The organism is Colwellia sp. BRX8-7, from assembly GCF_014077275.1.
Taxonomy (GTDB): Bacteria; Pseudomonadota; Gammaproteobacteria; order Enterobacterales; family Alteromonadaceae; genus Colwellia_A.
This window is the reverse complement of the sequence record NZ_JACGVP010000002.1, coordinates 223,960-247,465: the sequence shown is the minus strand read 5'-3', so window position 1 is coordinate 247,465 and position 23,506 is coordinate 223,960. Positions and strand designations below refer to the sequence as shown.

Sequence of the window (23,506 nt, the reverse complement as noted above, 5' to 3'; positions counted from 1 at the left end):
AGAGAACTGAAAAATGCCAAAACGTACCGATTTAAAAAGTATCTTGATCTTAGGCGCTGGCCCAATTGTTATTGGTCAAGCATGTGAATTCGATTATTCAGGCGCACAAGCCTGTAAAGCACTTCGTGAAGAAGGCTACCGAGTTATTTTAGTTAACTCAAACCCTGCAACTATCATGACAGACCCTGAAATGGCCGATGCAACTTACATTGAGCCTATTCACTGGGAAGTTGTGCGCAAGATCATTGAAAAAGAACGTCCTTGTGCGGTTTTACCGACTATGGGTGGGCAAACCGCTTTAAACTGTGCTTTAGAACTTGAAGCAAAAGGCGTATTAAAAGAATTTAATGTTGAAATGATCGGCGCAACAGCTGATGCGATTGATAAAGCTGAAGATCGTTCTCGTTTCGATAAAGCTATGAAAGCAATCGGCTTAGATACGCCAAATGCTGAAATTGTTCATACGATTGAAGAAGCGCACGCCGCTAGTAAAATCTTAGGCTTTCCTTGTATCATTCGACCTTCATTTACTATGGGGGGTACCGGTGGTGGTATCGCTTATAACCGCGAAGAGTTCCATGAAATTTGTACTCGTGGATTAGATCTCTCGCCAACCTCTGAATTATTGATTGATGAATCATTAATTGGTTGGAAAGAGTATGAGATGGAAGTGGTTCGCGACAAAAATGATAACTGTATTATTATTTGTTCGATTGAAAACTTTGACCCTATGGGTATTCATACCGGTGATTCTATTACGGTTGCTCCAGCACAGACGTTAACTGATAAAGAATACCAAATCATGCGTAATGCATCGATTGCGGTTTTACGTGAAATTGGCGTAGAAACAGGCGGATCTAACGTACAGTTTGGTATTTGTCCTAACACTGGCCGCATGGTTATTATCGAGATGAACCCACGTGTTTCACGTTCATCAGCACTTGCTTCAAAAGCAACAGGTTTCCCAATAGCTAAGATTGCTGCAAAATTAGCGGTCGGTTATACGCTTGACGAATTAACTAACGATATTACCGGCGGCGCAACTCCAGCGTCATTTGAACCGACTATTGATTATGTTGTTACTAAGATTCCACGTTTTAATTTTGAAAAATTTGCTGGCTGTGAAGACCGTCTAACCACGCAAATGAAATCTGTTGGCGAAGTAATGGCCATTGGCCGTAACCAACAAGAATCATTACAAAAAGCGTTACGTGGCTTAGAAGTTGGCGTAAATGGTTTTGACTCTATGGTTGATGTTACTCAGCCGGGCGCTAAAACTAAAATTATGCACGAACTTCAAGAAGCTGGCGCTGACCGTATTTGGTATATCGCTGATGCGTTTCGCTTAGGTTTATCAGTTGATGATATTTATCGCTTAACTATGGTCGACCGTTGGTTCCTTATTCAAATCGAAGATATCGTTTTAGAAGAAGCTAAAGTTGCTGCCGGCGGTTTAAAAATATTAACCGCCGACTATTTACGTAAACTTAAACGTAAAGGTTTTGCTGATTCTCGCCTTGCCGATTTAATTGGTATAGCCGAAGCTGAAGTGCGTAAAAAACGTCATAAAGCTAATATTTTCCCGGTATACAAACGTGTTGATACCTGTGCGGCTGAATTTAGTTCAGATACAGCTTACATGTATTCAACCTACGATGAAGAGTGTGAAGCAAACCCAACCGATAAAGAATCAATTATGATCTTAGGTGGCGGCCCAAACCGTATCGGTCAAGGTATTGAATTTGATTACTGTTGTGTACATGCGGCATTAGCATTACGCGAAGACGGTTATGAAACTATCATGGTCAATTGTAACCCTGAAACTGTTTCAACCGATTACGACACATCAGACCGTTTATATTTTGAATCTATCACTTTTGAAGATGTGCTTGAAATTGTTCGTATCGAAAAACCTAAAGGCGTTATTGTGCAATACGGTGGTCAAACACCGCTTAAATTAGCGCGTGCTTTAGAAGCAGCCGGAGTGCCTATTATTGGTACCTCTCCTGATGCAATCGATAGAGCAGAAGATAGAGAACGTTTTCAACAAGCCGTTGAACGCTTAGGTTTATTACAACCAGAAAATGCGACGGTGACTTCATTAGAAGAAGCAATGGCTAAAGCTGAAGGTATTGGCTTTCCGTTAGTTGTTCGTCCATCTTATGTTTTAGGTGGTCGTGCGATGGAAATTGTTTATGACCTAGATGATTTACGTCGATACATGACAGAAGCTGTTAGTGTTTCAAATGATTCACCAGTCTTGCTTGACCATTTTCTTGATGATGCGATTGAAGTCGATATCGACGTTGTTTGTGATGGTACTGACGTTGTTGTTGGCGGTATTATGCAACACATTGAACAAGCGGGTGTTCACTCAGGTGACTCAGCATGTTCATTGCCAGCTTATAGCTTAAGCCAAGAAGTCCAAGATGTTATGCGCAAGCAGGTTACCGACTTAGCATTTGAGTTAGGCGTTATTGGCTTAATGAACACACAAATGGCGGTTAAAGATAACGAAGTTTACATTATTGAAGTAAACCCTCGTGCTGCACGTACCATACCGTTTGTTTCTAAAGCGACATCTGTGCCACTAGCTAAAATTGGCGCACGTGTCATGGCTGGCAAGTCACTAAGAGAACAAGGGATAACGAAAGAAATTATTCCTCCATACTTTTCAGTGAAAGAAGTGGTTATTCCGTTTAACAAGTTTCATGGTAGTGATCCTTTGGTTGGTCCTGAAATGCGCTCTACGGGTGAAGTGATGGGCGTTGGCAAGACATTTGAAGAAGCATACGCAAAAGCTTGTTTAGGTGCCGGTGTATCTGTGCCTAAATCAGGTCGTGCGTTAATCTCTGTTCGTAACAGTGATAAAGTACGTGTGGTTGATTTAGCGAAACAGTTGGTCGCTTTAGGTTATGACGTCGATGCTACTCATGGCACAGCGATTATCCTAGGTGAAGCTAATATTCCATGTCGCTTAGTTAATAAGGTACAAGAAGGTCGTCCGCATATTCTTGATAGAATCAAAAATGGTGAATATAGCTATATTATTAACACCACAGAAGGTCGTAAAGCGATTGAAGATTCTAAAGTCTTGCGTGGAGGAGCATTGCGCTATAAAGTGGCATACACGACTACTTTGAACGCAGCATTTGCAACATGCCAATCTCATGCAGCTGATGATAGAAATACGGTAACATCAATACAAGAATTGCATAAGCAATGTAATTAATATTGAAGTATGTAAGGCATTTATTTATTATGAGATAAATGCTTTATAAAAAATTGTTATATAAGGGTGGTTATACTTTTTAAGTAAGCCACCTTTATCATTTAAAAAGAAGAGAGAAATGACAAAATATCCAATGACACTTCTTGGTGCTGAACAGCTGAAAGAAGAGCTTAGAGTTTTAAAAACAGAAAAACGCCCACGTATTGTTAAAGATATCGCTGTTGCCCGTGAACATGGTGATTTAAAAGAAAATGCAGAATACCATGCGGCTAAAGAAGAGCAGGGCTTTTGTGAAGGCCGAATTCAAGATATTGAAGGTCGACTGTGTAATGCTCAAGTTATCGATATCACTAAGATACCCAATCATGGCAAAGTGCTTTTTGGTACAACAGTTACCTTATTAAACATTGAAACCGAAGTTGAAGTCACTTATAAAATTGTTGGCGATGATGAAGCAGACTTTAAAACCGGTCGTATTTCATTAAACTCACCGATTGCCCGTGGTTTAATTGGTAAAGAAGTTGATTCTGAAGTTGAAATCACCATACCTGGTGGCGTTGTTGAATATGAGATTGTTTCAGTCGAATATATTTAATATACAGCTAGAGTAAACCCAGTTACAAGAGACCAAGCCCATTATGAAAATAATGGGCTTTTTTATGTTAAGCCCTGTTATTTTAGTACCTAAATCACGAAATATTAAGGTTGTTATTTCGTCATGCTGAATTTATGTCAGAATCTAAGTGACGATATCTTAAGGCTTGTTATTTCGTCATGCTGAATTTATTTCAGTATCTAAGTGACTAGATCCTAAGGTCGTCATGCTAAATCTATTTCAGTATCTAAGTAACTCCGTAACCAGATCCTGAAACGAGTTCAGGATGACGGAGCTTTTGTTATCTACAAAAAAGCACTACCACACTATTAAGTTCGTCATGCTGAACTTGTTTCAGTATCTAAGTATCTAAGTACCTCAGTAACCAGATCCTGAGACGAGTTCAGGATGACGGAGTTTTTGTTATCTACAAAAAAGTAGTACTAGACTATTAAGGTTGTCATACTGAATTTATTTCAGCATCTAAGTGACCAGACACTAAGGTCGTCATGCTGAACTTGTTTCAGTATCTCAGTATCTCAGTACATCAGTAACTAGATCCTGAAACGAGTTCAGGATGACGGAGTTTTTGTTATCTACAAAAAAGCACTATTAGACTATTAAGGTCGTCATGCTGAAATTGTTTCAGTATCTAAGTGACGAGATCCTAAGATCGTCATGCTGAATTTATTTCAGTATCTAAGTGACTAGATCCTGAAACAAGTTCAGGATGACGGAGTTTTTGTTGTCTACAAAAAAGCAGTACTTCAGTATTAATTTGAGAGAGCTCAGGTTTAGAATAATATTTATGTCAGTATCTAAGTAACGAGATCTTAATGTCGTCATACTGAATTTATTTCAGTATCTAAATGACCAGATCCTGAAACCAGTTCAGGATGACGGAGTTTTTGTTATCTACAACAAAGTATGAATAATTCCAATCGTGTCAATAACAAAGAAAAATGATGTTTATAAAACGATTACTATTAATTGTTATCAACTTTTCGTAGTATTTAATGAATGAGAATATAGGTTTTATGAGCTGATTTATCGTGGAGATAATATGAAAAAAGTAGCATTTGTTGGTTTAGGCGTTATGGGCTATCCAATGGCCGGACATTTACAAAAGGCAGGCTTTGATGTTTGCGTTTATAACCGTACGACTGCGAAGGCAGAACAATGGGTGCAAGAGTTTGGTGGCTGTTTAGCTCAAAGTCCAAGAGAAGCCGCCCAAGGTTGCGAGATCGTCTTTTCCTGTGTTGGTAATGACAATGATGTTAGGCAAGTTGTTTTGGGGGATGACGGTATATTCGCTGGCTTAGCTGTTGGCGCTATTTTGGTCGATCACACTACCGCTTCAGCAGAGCTGGCAAGAGATCTTGATGCACTAGCAAAATTGCAAAAAAAGCACTTTATTGATGCACCCGTATCCGGTGGCCAAGCAGGCGCAGAGAATGGTGTATTAACGGTTATGGCCGGTGGTGACTTGACTATTTTTGAACAGGTAAAGCCAGTCATGGATGCTTATGCCCGCTTTAGTCAATTAATGGGGCAGGTAGGCTCGGGTCAGTTAGCTAAGATGGTTAATCAAATATGTTTTGTAAACACCGTACAAGGCTTAGCAGAGGGCCTTAACTTTGCCCAGAAGGCAGGTCTTGATACTGATAAGCTAATAGAGACCATTTCTAAAGGTGCAGCAGGTTCATGGCAAATGGATAATCGTGGTAAAACGATGTGTGCCCGAGAATTTGATTTTGGCTTTGCCGTCGATTGGGTGAGAAAAGATTTAGCTATGGCGTTCAGTGAAGCAGAAAAAATCGGCGCTGACTTAACCATTACTAAACAATTAGACGGTTATTATGAAGAGGTACAGAACAAAGGCGGTAGCCGTTGGGATACATCTAGCTTGATCGCTCGTCTAGATGATTAACAAGTTAACTTGTTAATCATCTGACAATTAAGATAGCCAAAATAACTATTAGTATAATTAACGTCTTAAATTTAGAGTAAAAAAAGCCTGCATACAATTGCAGGCTTATCTTATGTGGCTCCTTAGCTCTTTCTTTGACTCTTTCTTTAGCTATGGACTTGAACCAGGGAGAAACGCTGACTTTATATAAGCACAGTCCGTTGCTCTACCAACTGAGCTATTGAGCTTTCTCAGATAATTAAATTTAGTGTAAAAAAAAGCCTGCAAATAATTGCAGGCTTATCTTATGTGGCTCCTCAACCTGGACTTGAACCAGGGACAAACGGATTAACAGTCCGTTGCTCTACCAACTGAGCTATTGAGGAATTGTTCTTTTCTAAAGCCGCTTTAAAATTCAAAGCCACTTATCTTAATTTGGCTCCTCAACCTGGACTTGAACCAGGGACAAACGGATTAACAGTCCGTTGCTCTACCAACTGAGCTATTGAGGAATTGTTTTGTTTGCCAAGGGTCTTGGCTAACGGGGCGAGATATTAAATGTCCGTGGCGGAACTGTCAACACAAAATGTATAAATAAATCATTATTTTGTTTGTTTGCTTGTTTTGTCGACACTCAGTCTGCTTTATCTTCAAGTTCAGTGCTTTTTTTACACTTGGGCTATATAAGTTACTATTACACAAAGTTATCCACTGAATCTGTGGATAACTTTGTGAGTTAAAGTGTAAAAAAGCGTAACTTGGGTGAAGAATGCACGTTACAGCTAAATGGCTATATAAAGATGATTTATCTTTTTATATTTATAACAGTGACTTAGCTAGTTTTGTTGTCTACTTTACTATCTTAGTGTGATTTTTGTTCAACGTCAGTTTTTATACCCATTTGCAGTGAGTTATACAAAAGTAAAGATATTTCAACGTTATTATTTATTTCTTTTTAACATTAAATTTATATAAAAAATTAAAATGAAGTTGAAATAAAATATATACATAGCGAGTCTTATCACTATCTTTTACAATACTTTGCTATTCTCCTGCAAAGACAAGCAAAAGCTACCTTTAAATGACCGAAATAAATAAAAAGAAAAAAATCAATTTACTCGAAGACCCTGTTGCAGAAACCATTAAACGTATGACTATACCTATGATATACGGTATGGTTTTGTTAATGACTTTTAACTTGGTCGATACTTTTTTCGTTGGTTTACTCGGTACACAACCTCTCGCAGCAATCAGCTTTACCTTTCCTATTACCTTTACCGTGATCAGTTTAACCATAGGTTTGGGTATTGGCACATCAGCTGTTATTGCCAAAGCCTTAGGTAAAGGTAATGATGATTCTGCAAAAAACTCAGGCACAGCAGCGATATATTTAGCGGCAATAATTGTCGGTATTATATCTTGTGTTGGTTATTATTTTATTGATGAAACCTTTTTATTACTGGGAGCGAGTGAAAGTTTATTACCGCTTATTCATCAATACATGGATATCTGGTTTATTGGCAGTATTTGTTTAATTGGACCTATGATAGGTAACGCTATTTTAAGAGCATCTGGTGATACCAAAACGCCAAGCATAATTATGGGCAGTGCCGGTTTAATTAATGCGATATTAGATCCTATTTTTATTTTTGGATTAGGTCCTATACCGGCCATGGGAATACAAGGTGCGGCTATTGCGACGCTAATCTCTTGGGTTTTTGGACTCTTATTGGTTTTATATATTGTTGGTATCAAGCGACAATTAATTCACACTACGCTGTTACCTTTGAAAACATTTATTGCGTCGAGTCGAGGTATTTTACATATCGGTTTACCAGCAGCGGGGGCTAATATGCTTACGCCAATAGCCGCAGCTATTTTAACCGCTATTGTAGCAAATTATGGTGAGTCGGCTGTTGCAGCCTTTGGTGTTGGCTCTCGTATTGAATCTATAGCTTGTTTAGTTGTGCTGGCTATGTCGATGACTTTACCTCCTTTTATTAGCCAAAATTTTGGTGCTGGTAATATGCATAGGGTTGAGACAAGCTATAAAGCATCAACAAAGTTTATCATGGTATTACAATTACTTATTTATTTGCTACTGGTGTTAATTGCGCCATTTATCGCCGATGTTTTCTCTAAAGAACAAGCGGTAGCAGATATTATTGTACTTTTTATTTGGATACTTCCCTTAGGTTATGGTTTTCAAGGCGTCATTATTTTAACTAATTCTTCTTTTAATGCACTTCATAAGCCGTTAGTCGCATTAGTGCTTAGCGCTATTCGACTTTTTGTCTGTTATGTTCCTTTAGCCTATTTAGGCAGTGTTTATTATGGTCTTGAAGGGTTTTTCATTGGTGGAGTCTTTGGCAATTTTATTATGGCGATGATCTCATACCGTTTATTTGATAAACAATTTCCGCATGAACTTACCCAAGCAAAGGATGTTTCTTAATGAAATCAATGGATTTAAAGTCAGATTACACCCCTAATGGTGACCAACCAGCAGCGATTAAACAGTTAGTTGATGGTATTGAAGATGGCTTAGCGCATCAAACGCTATTAGGCGTTACTGGCTCAGGAAAAACCTTTACTATTGCCAATGTAGTTGCGACCTTAAATCGTCCGACAATGATGATTGCCCCTAATAAAACCCTTGCTGCACAACTTTATAGTGAGATGAAAGAGTTCTTTCCAAATAATGCGGTCGAATACTTTGTTTCTTATTATGATTATTATCAACCAGAAGCTTACGTGCCAACAACAGATACTTTTATAGAGAAGGACGCCTCTGTAAACGAACATATCGAACAAATGCGCTTGTCGGCTACTAAGGCCTTGCTAGAGCGTAGAGATGTTATCATTATCGCTTCAGTGTCTGCTATTTATGGTTTGGGTGACCCCGACTCGTATTTAAAGATGATGCTACACATTAGTGTTGGCGATATTATCAACCAGCGCGATATTTTACGACGCTTAGCTGAATTACAGTACAAGCGTAACGATGTCGCTTTTCAACGAGCAACTTATCGGGTGCGCGGTGATGTTATTGACATATTTCCTGCTGAATCAGATCGTTTGGCGTTACGTGTTGAATTGTTCGACGAAGAAATAGAACGTTTGTCGATGTTCGATCCGCTGACTGGACAAGTTGACCGCACGCTAGATCGAGTAACCGTATACCCTAAAACACATTACGCGACCCCAAGAGATAAAATTTTATCAGCAATAGATAAAATTAAAATCGAGTTAAAAGAGCGAGCAACTTTTTTAAAGGATAATAACCGCTTAATTGAAGAGCAACGCATCGTGCAACGTACTCAATTCGATATTGAAATGATGACAGAGCTGGGTTATTGCTCGGGTATTGAAAATTATTCTCGTTACTTATCAGGGCGTGGGGAAGGGGAAGCACCACCGACTTTATTTGATTATTTACCTGACGATGGTTTATTAATTATTGATGAATCGCATGTAACCGTGCCGCAAATAGGTGCTATGTATAAAGGCGATCGTTCTCGTAAAGAAAACCTAGTGAACTATGGCTTTCGTTTGCCATCTGCATTGGATAACCGTCCAATGAAGTTTGATGAGTTTGAAGCGTTAGCGCCACAAACTATTTATGTTTCAGCGACACCGAGTAATTACGAGATTGAAAAGTCAGGTAATGAAATTGCTCAGCAATTAGTTCGTCCAACAGGATTACTTGATCCTATCATCGAAGTTCGTCCAGTCGAAACACAAGTTGATGACTTATTATCAGAAATTCGAAAACGTGTCGTGATACAAGAGCGTGTTTTAGCGACCACGCTAACCAAGCGAATGGCAGAAGATCTTACTGATTACTTAGATGAACATAATGTAAAAGCCCGTTATTTACATTCTGACATTGATACCGTCGAGCGTGTTGAAATTATTCGTGACTTTCGTTTAGGTAAGTTTGATGTGCTCGTTGGTATTAACTTATTACGTGAAGGTTTAGATATGCCAGAAGTCTCCTTAGTGGCGATTTTAGATGCAGATAAAGAGGGATTTTTACGCTCAGAGCGTTCACTTATTCAAACGATTGGACGTGCTGCCCGTAATATTAATGGTCGGGCTATTTTATATGCGGCGAAGATCACTGGCTCTATGAAAAAAGCGATTGATGAAACTGAACGAAGACGTGAGATGCAACATCAATACAACCTTGATAATAACATTACGCCTCGGGGAGTCATTAGCAAAATTAGTGATGCACTTCATAATGGTACGGTATCTTCAAGTAACACCTTATTAAATGTAGCTGAGCAAGCTTCAGATTATAAAATATTATCAATTAAAGATATTGATAAAAAAATTAAGCAGCTTGAAAGTGAAATGCTTAACCATGCTCAAAATCTAGAGTTTGAACAAGCTGCTAATTTACGTGATGAAGTGGCAAAATTAAGAGAACAGCAGCTATCTCGTTAAATAGATTTGTCATCACTTAAGCTCAAACATCATATATTGGCTGATGATGTTTGAGACGGACTCACAATTGCAATATGGCAAGTGGCTAATGTCATTGATTATTTTATCTTGAATATCTAAAGGAAACAGCATTAGCTGTTCAAGATAAAGATGTGCTTGAACTTCGTTATTATTATTAACGAAGTCCACCAGTCGACTTGCATGATTCTTCCAAATAACACTCATATACATTACCTCTGAAACTTAAATAACTTTATGCTCCTTTATTCATAAGCCAATCTAACGGTGATTAATGGTATGAGACGATGATCTTACCCCATTAAGCTCAGTTTAAGTTTAGAGTATCTCAGCGGAAGGGTTATATGTTTTAGGAATTAAAACCCTTTGTTTGCAATCTTGTTTTATAAGTAAGAGGGACTTTAGCGCTAACTATGTGATGTTTGATGATATTTAAAATTTTATGATCGCTGTAGACATCTCCATTAAGGTCAATTTAAATTTCCCTTAGGCGTTTTTTATCTCAACAAACGACCCTTTACCGCTTTGTAAAGGGTGTTTTACTCTATCGTAGACAATAAAAAACCAGTCTAGTGACTGGTTTTTTTAATTTTACCTAGTGGTAAATATATACGCTATATAGGCCTATGGTTTAGTTGGACCTGCACCACTACGACTTACTGCGTTAGATACTCTTGCCATTTTACCCGATGAAGCATGCTTGACACGATCTTCACTAGCAATGAAGTCCGTAGGAACTTCATTCATGGTGGTAATTGATTCTGTTTTAGTCATTGGCGCAGATGATTTACCTGGCTTACTACCTTTACTAGAAACTTTCCCTGCCTTTGAGCTCACTTTAGGGCTTGGTTTTCTTGAAATAACGCGCTTTGGCTTTTCAACTGCAGTTTCAACTTCTTGCTCTGCAACTTGAGGTTCATCAAAAGGTAAATCTTGTTGAACTTCTGCTTTGCTTGTTTCAACTACGGTTGTCTCAACCACGGTTGTCTCAACCGTAGTTGTTGCTACAACAGTAGTTTCAACTGCTGGCTTTTCAGCTACCGGTGTATCAACCGTGGTCGTTTCAACGATCGTTGTTTCAACTAACGGTGTAGTAACAACAGTGGTTTCAACAACAGGTGCTTCAACAACAGGCGCTTCAACTACAGGCGTTTCAGGATATCTTGCTTCAACAGGGTCTTCACTAACTTCAGTTGTTACTACTGCTGCGTTAACATCAACTGCCTGATTTTCGGCAGGTTGACGACGACGTTGTCCATTAGAGCGTAAGTGCCTAGGTGAACGACGGTTTCTAGGACGCTGTTCATCACTAGTTTTAGTCTCACTAAGCTCTGGCTGGGTAGCATCGGCTTGTGTAGCTACTGTTTCAACGGTTACCGCTTCGTCGATAGTCGCGACTACTTGAGCCTTTTCTTCTGCGGCTATTTTGCTTAACGCAGCGTTATTAACAACCGTTGAGTTTTCATCAACAATACGTACTTTTTTACTGTTGTTACGACGTTGACGACGTACTGTAGTTTTTTCTTCTTTAGGCTTAGTATTACGCTCTACTGGCGCTTTACGAGGCTGTTTATTCGGCTTGTTATCTTTATTTTCATTAATGTTGTCTTTATTGTCATTAATGACTGGCTTGATATCAGCACGATCTTCATTTTGAGTATCATTACGTTTGTCGTTACGATTAACATTTCTGTTATCGTTGCGGTTTTCGTTACGATTATTATTGTTACGACGTTGACCTTGACGACCACGTTGCGGACGACGTTCACTGTTGTTGCTTTCAGGTTTCTTTGCAGGTTCAACAACTTTAGGTGCAACTTCCTCTTCAGCAGCGAAGAGTGATTTACCCCACTTAATTAAACCATCAAATAAGCCCGCAGATGCTTTTACTGGAGCTACAGGCGCTAAAGGTTTTACGGCGGTTAACGGTGCTGATTGCTTAGGTGAAGACATGCCTTGTAAGGCTGGTTCGTCACGTTTAGCGGCTTGCTTATCGAATTTAGGCATTACAGCTTCTTCAACTGAAGCTTCAGTAATGGTTCTTTCGTAGCTTGCTTCTTCAACACTTTCGTCGGTTCTTACTCTAATGACTTCATATTGTGGTGTGTCCATATGAGGATTAGGAATAATAAGAATATTAACGCCGTGATGTTTTTCGATATGAAATACTGAACGACGCTTTTCATTCAAAAGATAAGTCGCTACAGGTACAGGTACTTGAGCTTGTACATGTTGCGTATTTTCTTTAATGGCTTCTTCTTCCATTAAACGCAAAATAGACAAGGCTAATGATTCAACACTACGTACGTGTCCAGTACCATTACAACGAGGACAAACGCCTTGGCTAGTTTCACCGATAGAAGGGCGTAAACGTTGACGCGACATTTCTAATAAACCAAAACGAGAAATTCGACCTAATTGAATACGAGCTCTATCTTGTTTTACAGCATCACGCATGCGATTTTCAACTTCACGTTGATGACGCACAGGTGTCATGTCAATAAAATCAATAACCACTAAACCACCCAAATCACGTAAACGTAATTGACGAGCAACTTCTTCAGCAGCTTCTAAGTTAGTGTTAAATGCGGTCTCTTCTATATCACTACCTTTAGTTGCGCGGGCAGAGTTAACATCGATTGATGTCATTGCTTCAGTTGGGTCAATAACAATTGAACCACCAGAAGGAAGTCTTACTTCACGCTGAAACGCAGATTCGATTTGTGTTTCAATTTGGTAATGGGTAAATAGGGGAACATCGTTCGTGTAGAGTTTTATTTTACTTAAGAAATCAGGACGAACCACTTCTATATGTTTTTTAACACTTTCGAATGTTTTCGGGCGATCAATTAATACTTCACCGATATCGCGGCGTAAATAGTCACGAATAGCACGAAGGATAACGTTCGTTTCTTGGTGAATTAGGAAGGGAGCAGGTTTAGTTTCTGCTGCTTCTGAAATGGCTTTCCAATGGTGTAAAAGAACGTTTAAATCCCAGTCTAATTCTTCATAGTCTTTACCAACACCAGCAGTGCGAACAATTAAGCCCATGCCTTTAGGTAATTCTAATTTGTTTAAAGAGGTTTTTAAATCTGTGCGTTCATCGCCTTCAATGCGACGAGAAATACCACCAGCACGAGGATTATTTGGCATTAATACCAAGTAACTACCGGCTAAACTGATGAAAGTCGTTAACGCTGCGCCTTTCTGGCCGCGTTCTTCTTTATCAATTTGAACGATAACTTCTTGGCCTTCGCGCAAGACTTCTTTGATATTTGGACGACCCTGAAAGGTATAACCTTTAGGGAAATATTCGCGTGCGATTTCTTTCATCGGTAGGAAACCATGACGTTCGGCGCCATAGTCAACAAATGCAGCTTCTAGAGACGGCTCTATACGCGTAATTTTTGCTTTATAAATATTTGATTTCTTTTGTTGATGACCAGGACTTTCGATATCTAAATCATAAAGTTGTTGACCATCGACAAGTGCTACACGTAACTCTTCCGATTGTGTAGCGTTAATTAACATACGTTTCATAGTTTTAGTGACTCATTTTAGTCACAACACTATAAGCTTCGAACACAAAGCAATTTATCGCTATGGTAACAGCAATTTGTCAGCCTCTCGGGTGTCATATTACAGCGCCATAGTGCGCTGTAAGCTGTTATTTAATCTGATTGTACTCTCAGGTGATATTCACCCAAGAAAAATTGTTTCTTCATGCGCGCAGCAAATTGTGCTGTGCTCGATATTATCAAATTGATATTTGTTGAGCAGTTTGAAATTCGGCGTTTTGGCTTACTATTCGGTTTGTTGCTCGATGGAAATTTATCTAATTTGGTTTATATCATTACAAAATAGCTTTCGTTGCGCGGGACTAAAATGTTTATGCCGTTTTTTGACTTGTTATTCAGGTCAATTCTTGCAATAGGCCGTTCGGTTAATGTGTCGTCGATAATAATTTATCGTGATAACGCACATTAATGTGGCCGCATTTTGCCTCTTACGTTTCGCTAAAAGCTTCTATTTTTTACCTTATTGTCTTAAATAAACAATAACACCAAGATTATCCCACTTAATTGAGGCAAAAGGCAATTAAATCGCTGAGTTAATTACGCTAAAATGAAAATATATATGTTAAACTCGCTTTTATGAATGAAAATACAAAACCCCAAGTTCGATTTTATACAATCGATAGCGAAGACGCTGGTCAAAGAATAGATAACTTTTTATTAAAAACCTTAAAAGGTGTGCCGAAAAGCATGATTTATCGCCTATTAAGAAAAGGCGAGATAAGGGCTAATAAAAAACGGACTAAACCAGAATACAAAATACAAGATGAGGATCTGATTCGTGTTGCGCCCATTCGTATTTCTGAAAATACTAATGAAGTGTCTACTAAGTTAAATATTGTCGCTAATTTAGAAAAACAAATATTGTTCGAAGATGACCGTTTAATTGTTATTAACAAACCCTCCGGCATGGCAGTTCATGGTGGTAGTGGTTTAAGTTTTGGTTTAATTGAAGCCATGCGAGCTTTACGCCCCGACGCAAGAATGCTTGAACTTGTTCATCGACTGGATAGAGATACTTCAGGCTGTTTAGTTATTGCTAAAAAACGTTCAGCTTTACGTCACTTACATGAACAGTTGCGTAATAAAACGGTGCAGAAATTTTATCATGCCTTAGTTAAGGGGCAATGGTCGACGAAATTAACCCGTGTAACGGAAGGCTTGAAAAAGAATGATTTAAAATCGGGTGAACGTGTCGTTGTTGTCGATAACATTAATGGTAAAGAATCAGAAACGCGTTTTAAAGTGTTAAAAAACTTTGAAAATGCCACACTCATTCGCGCCTTTCCGGTTACGGGTCGTACTCATCAAATTCGTGTGCATTGTCAAATTAAAGGTCACCCTATCGCTTGTGATTCAAAATATGGCTATGAAAACTTTGACGAAGATATGAGAAAACTAGGACTTAAGCGCTTATTTTTACATGCGGCTAGTATCGAATTTACTCATCCAAGTACCGATGAAAGAATTAAAATAGAAGCACCGTTAGAGCATTCTTTACAAAATTTACTAACAAAACTAAAGTAATTCCTCTGGCGTGATACTAAAGTAAATTTAGCTTCACGCCATATCTTCCTTATAAACCTAAACACTTCTTAGCAAATAGACCTTAATTATTAAATGACTAAAAGAGAAAATATGCACAACTATAAATTAGTGATTTTTGACTGGGACGGCACATTAATGGACTCTGTCGATCGTATTGTTTTCTCAATGCAAGCCACGGCTGTTGCATTATCACTTGCACCACCGGGTTATCATCAAGCGAAACAAATTATCGGCTTAAGTTTACCTAAAGCAATTGCAACGTTATTTCCTGAGGCTAATGAAGAGCAGGTACAATTATTAACGGCACAATATAAGCACCAATATGTTGAAGTAAATACCACACCAACCCCATTATTTGATCATGCGCTTGAATTATTAGTTAATTTAAAAAATGAAGATAAGTTTTTAGCGGTTGCGACAGGAAAAGCGCGAGCAGGTTTACAACGTGTTTGGTTAACGAGTGATACCGAACACTTTTTCCATGCCTCTCGATGTGCCGATGAAAGTATTTCTAAACCTGATCCAGATATGATCAATAGTTTGTTAAAAGAATTAAAGATTGAAAAGCATCAAGCGGTGATGATAGGTGATACTTCTTTTGACCTTGAAATGGCGCAAAGAGCAGGGGTTGATAGTATTGGGGTAACTTATGGTGTCCACGATGAAGACGTGCTGTCAAAGTATCAACCAAAAGCGATTGTTGGCTCATTGGCTGAACTACATCAATTATTGTTAAATATGGCGGTTAAGGGGTAACACCTGTCGCTATTGTCATTAACGGTTTGCTATTTGATTGCTTAGTCAAATAGCAAACGTTGCTCCCAGCAACTAAGCTCAGTTAACTCGGCTATTATAGACACCGATTAAACGACGGGTACTATTGCTGTTTTCGTTGCTCTTGTAACACATCTAACCCCTGCGCTTTAAGTAAACTAATCAGTCTAATTAACGGTAAACCTATTAGGGTATTAGGATCATCCCCCTCAAGCTTTTCAAATAAGCAAATACCTAGTCCTTCACTTTTAAAACTCCCTGCGCAGTTATAAGGCTCTTCGGCATGCAAATAGGCAGTAATTTCTTGTGCAGAAAGTTCTTTAAAGTGTACGGTGAATAAATCAACCAACGAGAGGCTTTTTCCTGTTGAACTGTCGAACACACATAAACCCGTATGAAACTCTACCGCTTTGCCGCTAAAACTGCTCAGTTGTTTAAAGCCATTTTCAAAAGTATGCGGTTTACCTAATATCTTTCCTGCAGACAAAGCTACTTGATCTGAACCAATAATCAGCGCATTCGGAAATTGACTGGCAACAGCCTTTGCTTTTTCTACGGCTAAACGTTCGACAAGTTCAATGGCTGTTTCGTTAATTAATGGTGTTTCATCGACATTAGGTTTTGCACAATCAAAAGCTAAATTTAACTTTTCTAAAATAATTTTTCGAAAAGGCGATGTAGAAGCTAAAACTAAAGTTTTCACAGGAATTACTCAAAATATAAACAGTTATACAATAATATGTGGGCTTTCTTTAATTTTTAAACAAAAATTGTTATTTTTCTTTTGACAGCAGGGGGCAAGCACATTAATATGCGCGCCTTATGCAAAATCTTAAACTCCCGATAATGATAAACCCCCGAAAGAGCGCCCAACGCAGGTTGGTGTGTGACGGCTTCTTTGAAGTGTCGGGGATGAATAGATTGCTTGAAGTGTGTACTCCATGCAATGAGCAGATGCAGGTTAATGTTAATTTTGATGTGGACGATCTCGGCTTGAATGTCATATCAGGAACAGGATCCGTATCAGTAGCATTAACTTGTCAGCGTTGTACTGAACCATTGATAATAGATTTGGATGTAGAGTTTACTCTAAGTCCTGCTAAAGATGATGAAGCCGCTGAAGCATTGCCGTCATATTATGACGCAATAGAATTAGATGAAAATGGTGAAGTTAACCTGCTAGAATTAGTGGAAGAAGAGTTATTACTCGCAATTCCGTTAATTGCAATGCATGAGCCCAGTCAATGTCAGGCATCAGTTGACAGTGTATGGGGCGAATTGCCTGAAGAGCTTGAAAAACCAAACCCATTTGATATATTACAGAAATTTAAATAAACAACTTATTTAATTAATAACGATTAACCGATTTTTAGGAGTAGCTAATGGCAGTTCAAAAGAGCAAAAAGTCTCGTTCAAGACGTGGCATGCGCCGTTCACATGACGCAGTAACAACAGAAAACTTATCAGTAGATCCAGTATCTGGTGAAACACACCGTCGTCATCATGTAACAGCTGATGGCTTTTACAAAGGTGTTCAAGTAATCAACAAGTAAGCTGATTGCTTTGAAAAGTCTAACCATAGCGTTAGATGTTATGGGGGGCGATAAAGGCCCCCTTATAACAATTCCTGCTGCCATCTTAGCAGTGAAAAACATTCCAGAACTTCATCTCATTCTTTGCGGTGATGTCGATATTATTAACGCTGAATTATCTAGACGTCAGTGTGCTAAACATCCCCAACTAACCATCTTTCCAACCACTCAAATAGTGGCTATGGACGATAAACCTATTGTTGCCTTGCGTAACAAAAAAAATTCTTCAATGCGAAAGTCACTTGACCTTGTTCATGAAAAAAAAGCACAAGCCTGTGTAAGTGCTGGCAATACCGGTGCACTTTTTTCAATGGCCCATTTCGTTTTGAAAACACTTGTTGGTGTTGAACGTCCAGCATTAATTTCTTCTCTTCCTACTCATGATGAAAACAAACATGTTTTTATGCTCGACTTAGGTGCAAATGTTTTTTGTGACTCTAATGTTTTGTATCAGTTTGCTGTTATGGGCTCTGTTATGGCTGAGCAGGTCGATGGCATTAAATCGCCACGTATAGCTTTGTTGAATATGGGTGAAGAAGAAATGAAGGGCAGTGACCATATAAAACAAACCGCAGTAAAATTAGCGCAAAACAGTGACATTAATTATATCGGCTTTGTCGAAGGTAATGATATTTTCACCAACAAAGCAGATGTGATTGTTTGTGATGGCTTTGTCGGTAATGTTGCACTGAAAACCTGTGAAGGTGTTGCTCGTTTAGTCTACCAAAAAATGAATACTGTGCTGTCTCGCAACCTTTTTACCCGAATTGTTGGACGTTTATTGTCCTCAACGTTAAAAAAACTCTTTAAACCCCTGAACCCCGACCAGTATAACGGCGCAAGTCTGATAGGATTACGCGGTATTGTGGTCAAGAGTCACGGTGATGCCAGTTCAAAAGCTTTTTATATGGCGATATTAGAGGCGATAAAAGAAATTGAACGTCAAGTGCCAGAAAAAATAAAAGACAAACTTGAAAATGGTTTTGCTTGTGGTCGCAAATAAATTATTAGTATTGAGTTAACGTAAAGCGTATTTAAAGCATTATCTTTTTATCAAGAAAATAATCCATTAAGTATCATCAATACACCTTTAATTAAAACACAAATAAACATTAGGTAATAAAATGCAAAATAATTTAGCGTTTGTTTTTCCCGGCCAAGGTTCACAAACTGTTGGTATGTTAGCTGATTTTGCTGACAATGAAGTCGTACAAAATACTTTTTCAGAAGCGTCTGCTGCTTTAGGTTATAACCTTTGGCAATTAGTTGCGCAGGGTCCTGTTGAAAAGCTCAATCAAACAAACTTTACTCAACCGGCACTATTAACGGCCAGTGTTGCATTATGGCGTTTATGGTCATCACAGTCTGATTGTAAACCGGCAATGTTAGCGGGTCACAGTTTAGGGGAATATTCGGCATTAGTTTGTGCGGGTGTTATCTCTTTAACAGAAGGTGTTAAGTTAGTAGAGAAACGTGGCGAATTTATGCAAGCCTCTGTACCTGAGGGCGTCGGCGCTATGGCTGCTATTATTGGTCTTGATGACCAAGCGATTATTGATGCCTGTAAAAAAGCACAAGATAACGAAGTAGTTGCGGCTGTTAATTTTAACTCGCCAGGACAAGTCGTTATTGCCGGTCATAAAGCTGCGGTAGAACGTGCCGGTGTCTTATGTAAAGAAGCGGGCGCAAAACGCGTGCTACCTTTACCTGTAAGCGTGCCATCGCATTGCGCATTGATGAAAGATGCCGCTGACAAGCTCGCGGAAGCATTTAATAATATCACTTTTAATACACCAGAAATTCCCGTGGTAAATAATGTTGATGTTGTTGCAGAAACAGATGTTGAAGCAATAAAATTAGCCTTGATAAAGCAATTGTACAGTCCAGTACGTTGGACAGAAACGATAGAGCTACTCGCAAAAAACGGTGTTTCACTCGTCGTAGAAGCTGGCCCAGGTAAAGTGTTACTAGGGTTAATTAAACGTATCGACAAAACAATCACCAGTGTTTCAGTTAATGATCAAGCATCATTAACTAAAGCATTAGAAACAATTAAATAGGGTAAATTATGTTTTCTTTTGAAGGAAAAGTCGTCTTAGTTACTGGCGCAAGTCGCGGTATCGGCAAAGCCATTGCAAGCCAATTTAAAGCTTTAGGTGCAACGGTATTAGGTACAGCAACATCTGCTCATGGCGCTGATAACATTAGTGAATATCTAGGCGAAGGTCATGGTTTAGTGCTTAACGTTACTGACAATGATTCTATTGCCGCTATGTTTGTAGCGATCAAAGAGAATCATGGTGGCATTGATATCTTAGTCAATAATGCGGGTATTACGCGTGACAATTTATTTATGCGAATGAAAGATGATGAATGGCAAGATATTATTGATACTAATCTTTCATCTGTGTTTAAAATCAGTAAAGCGGTTATTCGCGCTATGATGAAAAAACGCAATGGTCGCATTATTAATATTGGCTCAGTAGTTGGCACTATGGGCAATGCAGGGCAAGTAAACTATGCAACCGCAAAAGCTGGATTGATTGGCTTTACAAAATCATTAGCGCGTGAGGTTGCATCTCGTGGCATAACTGTTAATACTGTGTCGCCGGGATTTATCGATACCGATATGACACAAACCTTAACAGATGAGCAAAAAGAAGGTATTTTTTCTCAAGTACCGGCAAATCGCTTAGGTAAGCCAGAAGAAATTGCTAACGCAGTTGTTTTTCTAGCTTCCGATGGTGCAGCATATATTACTGGCGAAACATTGCATGTAAACGGCGGTATGTATATGGTTTAATTAGTTGGCTTAATATTATTGAACCAACAAATTGAACAAATTTAGAGCAGTCAACAGGTTAGACCAGACGAAAATTAAAATTAGAAGCTTGCAAGCTAGGCTGTTGACGAATAAACTACACACAATTACGAAAAATTATATTTTCTAGAAAGGAAAAAAAATGAGTACTATTGAAGAACGCGTAAGAAAAATTACAGTTGAACAATTAGGTGTAAGTGAAGAAGAAGTTAAAATTAGCTCTTCTTTTGTTGACGACCTAGGTGCTGACTCTTTAGACACTGTTGAATTAGTCATGGCGTTAGAAGAAGAATTTGATACTGAAATTCCAGATGAAGAAGCTGAAAAAATCACAACTGTACAAGCAGCTGTTGATTACGTTACTGCTAACCAATAATTACAACGTTAATTATTAGTTTTTAGTTAATGGTTTTCAAGCCAGGCTTTTAAATGAGAATTTAAAGTACACATTCAGGCGGTTTTTACCGCCTGTTTTTTTATCTACGATTCATACTCGTACCACTTCAAGATGCAGGTTTCAGCAGTCGATAAAGAGTAAGCGACACAGGTTATCGTTCCACACATAACTTAAGTACTTATATCCGTATGGCCAAAACATTGATTGAAGAGAATAGTTATTCTATTGTTGAAATCAATAACGTTGCAGATAAGCTATAAAGCGAGCTCAGCGTTACAATACTTGGTAAGGGAATAACTACTGTCCTCGTTCGCGCCTTGTCTGACTTCCTAGCTTAATTCTGAAACTGCATCTTGAAGTGGATCGGGTATATATTGTTATTTTCTCAACATGAGAATATAACGATTTCTTTTCCTTATAAACTCTTAGCGGAGGCACATAGTCATGAGACGCGTTGTTGTTACCGGTCTTGGTATGTTAAGCCCTTTGGGCAACTGTCCTGAATCTACTTGGCAAAATTTACTGCTGGGTAAAAGTGGCATTAGTAATATTGAACATTTTGATACCTCTGTATACACCACTAAGTTTGCAGGTTTAATTAAAAACTTTAATGCAGAAGATTATATTGCACGAAAAGAAGCCAAGAAAATGGATCTTTTTATTCAATATGGTGTTGCCGCAGGTATACAGGCTTTTAAAGACTCAGGTCTTGAAATTGATGATGTAAACACCCACAGAGTTGGTGTTGCTGTTGGTGCTGGTATTGGCGGCCTAGGATTAATTGAAGAAAACGTTGAGAAAATGCTTAATGCAGGTCCTCGCAAGTTATCACCATTTTTTGTGCCTTCCACCATTATAAATATGATTTCTGGTCACTTGTCGATGATGCACGGCTTAAGAGGTCCTAATATTTCTATTGCAACGGCTTGTACAAGTGGTGTGCATAATATTGGTCATGCGGCTCGTATGATATCTTATGGCGATGCTGACGCTATGTTAGCCGGTGGAGCTGAGAAAGCTTCAACACGGACGGGTATTGGCGGTTTTGGTGCTGCACGAGCGTTATCAACGCGTAATGATGCACCAGAGCAAGCTTCACGTCCTTGGGACAAAGACCGTGACGGTTTTGTACTGGGCGATGGCGCAGGTGTTCTAGTGCTTGAAGAATTTGAACATGCAAAAGCGCGTGGTGCAAAAATTTATGCTGAGCTGGTTGGCTTTGGTATGAGTGCAGATGCTTACCATATGACCTCGCCACCTGCCAATGGCGAAGGTGGCGCGCGCGCGATGATTAATGCAATTAATGATGCAAAAGTTGACCAAAGTAAAATTGGTTATATTAATGCTCATGGTACATCAACACCCGCAGGTGATATTGCCGAAACCAACGCAGTAAAATCGGTATTTGGCGACAATGCTTATAAACTTATGATGGGTTCTACAAAGTCAATGACGGGTCATTTGTTGGGCGCAGCAGGTGCGGTTGAAACTATTTTTACTGTGCAAGCCTTAATGAATAATGTGGTACCACCGACAATAAATTTAGATAATCCCAGCGAAGGTTGTGATTTAGATTATATTGCTCATACGGCACGTGATGCCAATTTAGAATATGCTTTATGTAATTCTTTTGGCTTTGGTGGTACGAACGGTTCATTAATCTTTAAAAAAGTTTAAGCGCAATAACCGAGAAATATCATCAACTAAACCTTGCAGTTAATTGTTTAAGCCTGAATACTAGTCATCAGTATTCAGGCTTTTCTATTTCTAATGAAACCCAATATGTATTATCAAAGTGTTAATGGTCAAGTAGAGCAACACCTTTCAATCAATAATCGCGGCTTAGCTTATGGTGACGGCGTTTTTACTACTGCGAAAGTGCTCGATGGTAAAGTTGAACAATTAGCGGCTCACATTGAACGATTAACCATGAGCTGTAAAACGCTCAATATTCCCTTGCCAGATATGAATAAAGTCATTATTGAATTAATGGCTGTAGCAGAGCGTTATACTTTGTCTGTAGCAAAAGTGATTATAACGGCAGGTGATGGCGGGCGAGGATATTCTCGACAAGGCTGCCAAACAAGTAACGTTATTATTACTTTTCACCCTTTTCCTGAACATTATGCAAACATGCAACAACAAGGTCTTCATTTGGGCGTATCTTCATTGAAGTTAGGTATTAGCCCTTTACTCTCAGGGATAAAACACCTTAATCGTCTTGAGCAGGTGCTTGTTCGCCAGGAAGTCGATAACCGAGCAGAAGATGATTTATTAGTACTAAATTATTTTGATAATATTGTTGAAGCAAGTGCGGCGAATGTCTTTTGGCTGAAAAATAATGTTTGGTACACACCAGAACTAAAAGAGTCAGGTGTCGAAGGGTTAATGCGTAATCATATCTTACAGACTACGGGTAATTATTGTAAAATTGAGATCGTTAACGTAAAACTTGCTGCGCTTGTTAATATCCAAGCGATGTTTATTTGCAACAGTGTTATGGGTATTATGCCGGTTAGACAATTTCAACATCAAAAATTAGCATTAATGCCTTGTCGTGATATGGCTAAGTTTATTGAGGATATTTGCTAAA

The 23,506-nt window shown here is 38.7% G+C and carries 17 protein-coding genes and 2 tRNA genes; 15 read left to right on the top strand and 4 right to left on the bottom strand.

The window, feature by feature from the left end; translation table 11 throughout:
- The first annotated feature begins 13 nt into the window (after positions 1–13).
- The 3 genes from carB to H4J57_RS03145 all read left to right on the top strand — a co-directional run bounded on the left by carB (position 14) and on the right by H4J57_RS03145 (position 5,757).
- Complete coding sequence (gene carB / locus H4J57_RS03155; protein WP_070376487.1) at positions 14–3,232, top strand: carbamoyl-phosphate synthase large subunit; 3,219 nt, start codon at positions 14–16, stop codon at positions 3,230–3,232.
- A 118-nt stretch (positions 3,233–3,350) separates the two neighbouring features.
- Positions 3,351–3,827 (top strand): transcription elongation factor GreA, encoded by a 477-nt coding sequence (gene greA / locus H4J57_RS03150; RefSeq protein ID WP_070376488.1) that lies wholly within the window; start codon positions 3,351–3,353, stop codon positions 3,825–3,827.
- 1,063 nt (positions 3,828–4,890) lie between these two features.
- Positions 4,891–5,757: an NAD(P)-dependent oxidoreductase gene (locus H4J57_RS03145; RefSeq protein ID WP_182216280.1), complete on the top strand. Its 867-nt coding sequence runs from the start codon at positions 4,891–4,893 to the stop codon at positions 5,755–5,757.
- Positions 5,758–6,046: 289 nt separating this feature from the next.
- Here the strand turns inward: H4J57_RS03145 and H4J57_RS03140 are convergent.
- Positions 6,047–6,122: transfer RNA gene (locus tag H4J57_RS03140), tRNA-Asn, on the bottom strand.
- Positions 6,123–6,172: 50 nt separating this feature from the next.
- Positions 6,173–6,248, bottom strand: a tRNA-Asn gene (locus H4J57_RS03135).
- A 569-nt stretch (positions 6,249–6,817) separates the two neighbouring features.
- Here H4J57_RS03135 and H4J57_RS03130 point away from each other — a divergent pair.
- Both H4J57_RS03130 and uvrB read left to right on the top strand, forming a co-directional pair.
- Positions 6,818–8,191, top strand: a complete 1,374-nt coding sequence (locus tag H4J57_RS03130) for an MATE family efflux transporter (RefSeq protein ID WP_182241927.1) — start codon at positions 6,818–6,820, stop codon at positions 8,189–8,191.
- Positions 8,191–10,188, top strand: coding sequence for an excinuclease ABC subunit UvrB (uvrB, locus tag H4J57_RS03125; protein ID WP_182222351.1), 1,998 nt, complete (start codon positions 8,191–8,193; stop codon positions 10,186–10,188). The genes H4J57_RS03130 and uvrB overlap by 1 nt, the downstream gene beginning before the upstream one ends.
- Positions 10,189–10,830: 642 nt before the next feature.
- Here the strand turns inward: uvrB and rne are convergent.
- Positions 10,831–13,746: a ribonuclease E gene (rne, locus tag H4J57_RS03120; RefSeq protein WP_182241926.1), complete on the bottom strand. Its 2,916-nt coding sequence runs from the start codon at positions 13,744–13,746 to the stop codon at positions 10,831–10,833.
- A 614-nt stretch (positions 13,747–14,360) separates the two neighbouring features.
- Between rne and rluC the strand changes: the two genes are divergently transcribed.
- Entirely contained in the window at positions 14,361–15,308 is a 948-nt protein-coding gene (gene rluC / locus H4J57_RS03115) for a 23S rRNA pseudouridine(955/2504/2580) synthase RluC (protein ID WP_070376494.1), read from the top strand.
- 111 nt (positions 15,309–15,419) lie between these two features.
- Positions 15,420–16,085 carry an HAD-IA family hydrolase gene (locus H4J57_RS03110; protein WP_182241925.1) on the top strand — a complete coding sequence of 222 codons (666 nt, stop codon included), beginning with the start codon at positions 15,420–15,422 and terminating at the stop codon, positions 16,083–16,085.
- Between the two features lie 121 nt (positions 16,086–16,206).
- Here H4J57_RS03110 and H4J57_RS03105 read toward each other — a convergent pair whose 3' ends face one another.
- Positions 16,207–16,806 (bottom strand): nucleoside triphosphate pyrophosphatase, encoded by a 600-nt coding sequence (locus tag H4J57_RS03105; protein WP_182241924.1) that lies wholly within the window; start codon positions 16,804–16,806, stop codon positions 16,207–16,209.
- Positions 16,807–16,925: 119 nt separating this feature from the next.
- Between H4J57_RS03105 and yceD the strand changes: the two genes are divergently transcribed.
- From yceD to pabC, 8 genes are all read left to right on the top strand, one after another.
- Entirely contained in the window at positions 16,926–17,438 is a 513-nt protein-coding gene (gene yceD, locus H4J57_RS03100) for a 23S rRNA accumulation protein YceD (RefSeq protein WP_070376497.1), read from the top strand.
- Between the two features lie 47 nt (positions 17,439–17,485).
- Positions 17,486–17,656: a 50S ribosomal protein L32 gene (rpmF, locus tag H4J57_RS03095; RefSeq protein WP_070376498.1), complete on the top strand. Its 171-nt coding sequence runs from the start codon at positions 17,486–17,488 to the stop codon at positions 17,654–17,656.
- Positions 17,657–17,696: 40 nt separating this feature from the next.
- A complete protein-coding gene (gene plsX / locus H4J57_RS03090; protein WP_409049404.1) occupies positions 17,697–18,698 on the top strand; it encodes a phosphate acyltransferase PlsX in 1,002 nt (333 codons plus the stop codon).
- A 121-nt stretch (positions 18,699–18,819) separates the two neighbouring features.
- Positions 18,820–19,755: an ACP S-malonyltransferase gene (gene fabD, locus H4J57_RS03085; protein ID WP_182241923.1), complete on the top strand. Its 936-nt coding sequence runs from the start codon at positions 18,820–18,822 to the stop codon at positions 19,753–19,755.
- An 8-nt stretch (positions 19,756–19,763) separates the two neighbouring features.
- Entirely contained in the window at positions 19,764–20,498 is a 735-nt protein-coding gene (gene fabG, locus H4J57_RS03080) for a 3-oxoacyl-ACP reductase FabG (protein ID WP_070376500.1), read from the top strand.
- A gap of 160 nt (positions 20,499–20,658) precedes the next feature.
- Positions 20,659–20,892, top strand: a complete 234-nt coding sequence (gene acpP / locus H4J57_RS03075; RefSeq protein WP_070376501.1) for an acyl carrier protein — start codon at positions 20,659–20,661, stop codon at positions 20,890–20,892.
- A 459-nt stretch (positions 20,893–21,351) separates the two neighbouring features.
- A complete protein-coding gene (gene fabF / locus H4J57_RS03070; protein ID WP_182216877.1) occupies positions 21,352–22,590 on the top strand; it encodes a beta-ketoacyl-ACP synthase II in 1,239 nt (412 codons plus the stop codon).
- A gap of 105 nt (positions 22,591–22,695) precedes the next feature.
- Positions 22,696–23,505 (top strand): aminodeoxychorismate lyase, encoded by an 810-nt coding sequence (gene pabC, locus H4J57_RS03065; protein ID WP_182241922.1) that lies wholly within the window; start codon positions 22,696–22,698, stop codon positions 23,503–23,505.
- Position 23,506 lies beyond the last annotated feature (1 nt).

Bases quoted from the DNA above. Each gene is read 5' to 3' on its own strand.
- rpmF (WP_070376498.1), top strand. From the start codon at position 17,486: ATGGCAGTTCAAAAGAGCAAAAAGTCTCGTTCAAGACGTGGCATGCGC.
- fabD (WP_182241923.1), top strand. From the start codon at position 18,820: ATGCAAAATAATTTAGCGTTTGTTTTTCCCGGCCAAGGTTCACAAACT.
- H4J57_RS03145 (WP_182216280.1), top strand. From the start codon at position 4,891: ATGAAAAAAGTAGCATTTGTTGGTTTAGGCGTTATGGGCTATCCAATG.
- yceD (WP_070376497.1), top strand. From the start codon at position 16,926: ATGCAAAATCTTAAACTCCCGATAATGATAAACCCCCGAAAGAGCGCC.
- greA (WP_070376488.1), top strand. From the start codon at position 3,351: ATGACAAAATATCCAATGACACTTCTTGGTGCTGAACAGCTGAAAGAA.
- rne (WP_182241926.1), bottom strand. From the start codon at position 13,746: ATGAAACGTATGTTAATTAACGCTACACAATCGGAAGAGTTACGTGTA.
- plsX (WP_409049404.1), top strand. From the start codon at position 17,697: ATGGGGGGCGATAAAGGCCCCCTTATAACAATTCCTGCTGCCATCTTA.
- acpP (WP_070376501.1), top strand. From the start codon at position 20,659: ATGAGTACTATTGAAGAACGCGTAAGAAAAATTACAGTTGAACAATTA.
- pabC (WP_182241922.1), top strand. From the start codon at position 22,696: ATGTATTATCAAAGTGTTAATGGTCAAGTAGAGCAACACCTTTCAATC.
- rluC (WP_070376494.1), top strand. From the start codon at position 14,361: ATGAATGAAAATACAAAACCCCAAGTTCGATTTTATACAATCGATAGC.
- fabG (WP_070376500.1), top strand. From the start codon at position 19,764: ATGTTTTCTTTTGAAGGAAAAGTCGTCTTAGTTACTGGCGCAAGTCGC.
- carB (WP_070376487.1), top strand. From the start codon at position 14: ATGCCAAAACGTACCGATTTAAAAAGTATCTTGATCTTAGGCGCTGGC.
- H4J57_RS03130 (WP_182241927.1), top strand. From the start codon at position 6,818: ATGACCGAAATAAATAAAAAGAAAAAAATCAATTTACTCGAAGACCCT.
- H4J57_RS03110 (WP_182241925.1), top strand. From the start codon at position 15,420: ATGCACAACTATAAATTAGTGATTTTTGACTGGGACGGCACATTAATG.
- uvrB (WP_182222351.1), top strand. From the start codon at position 8,191: ATGAAATCAATGGATTTAAAGTCAGATTACACCCCTAATGGTGACCAA.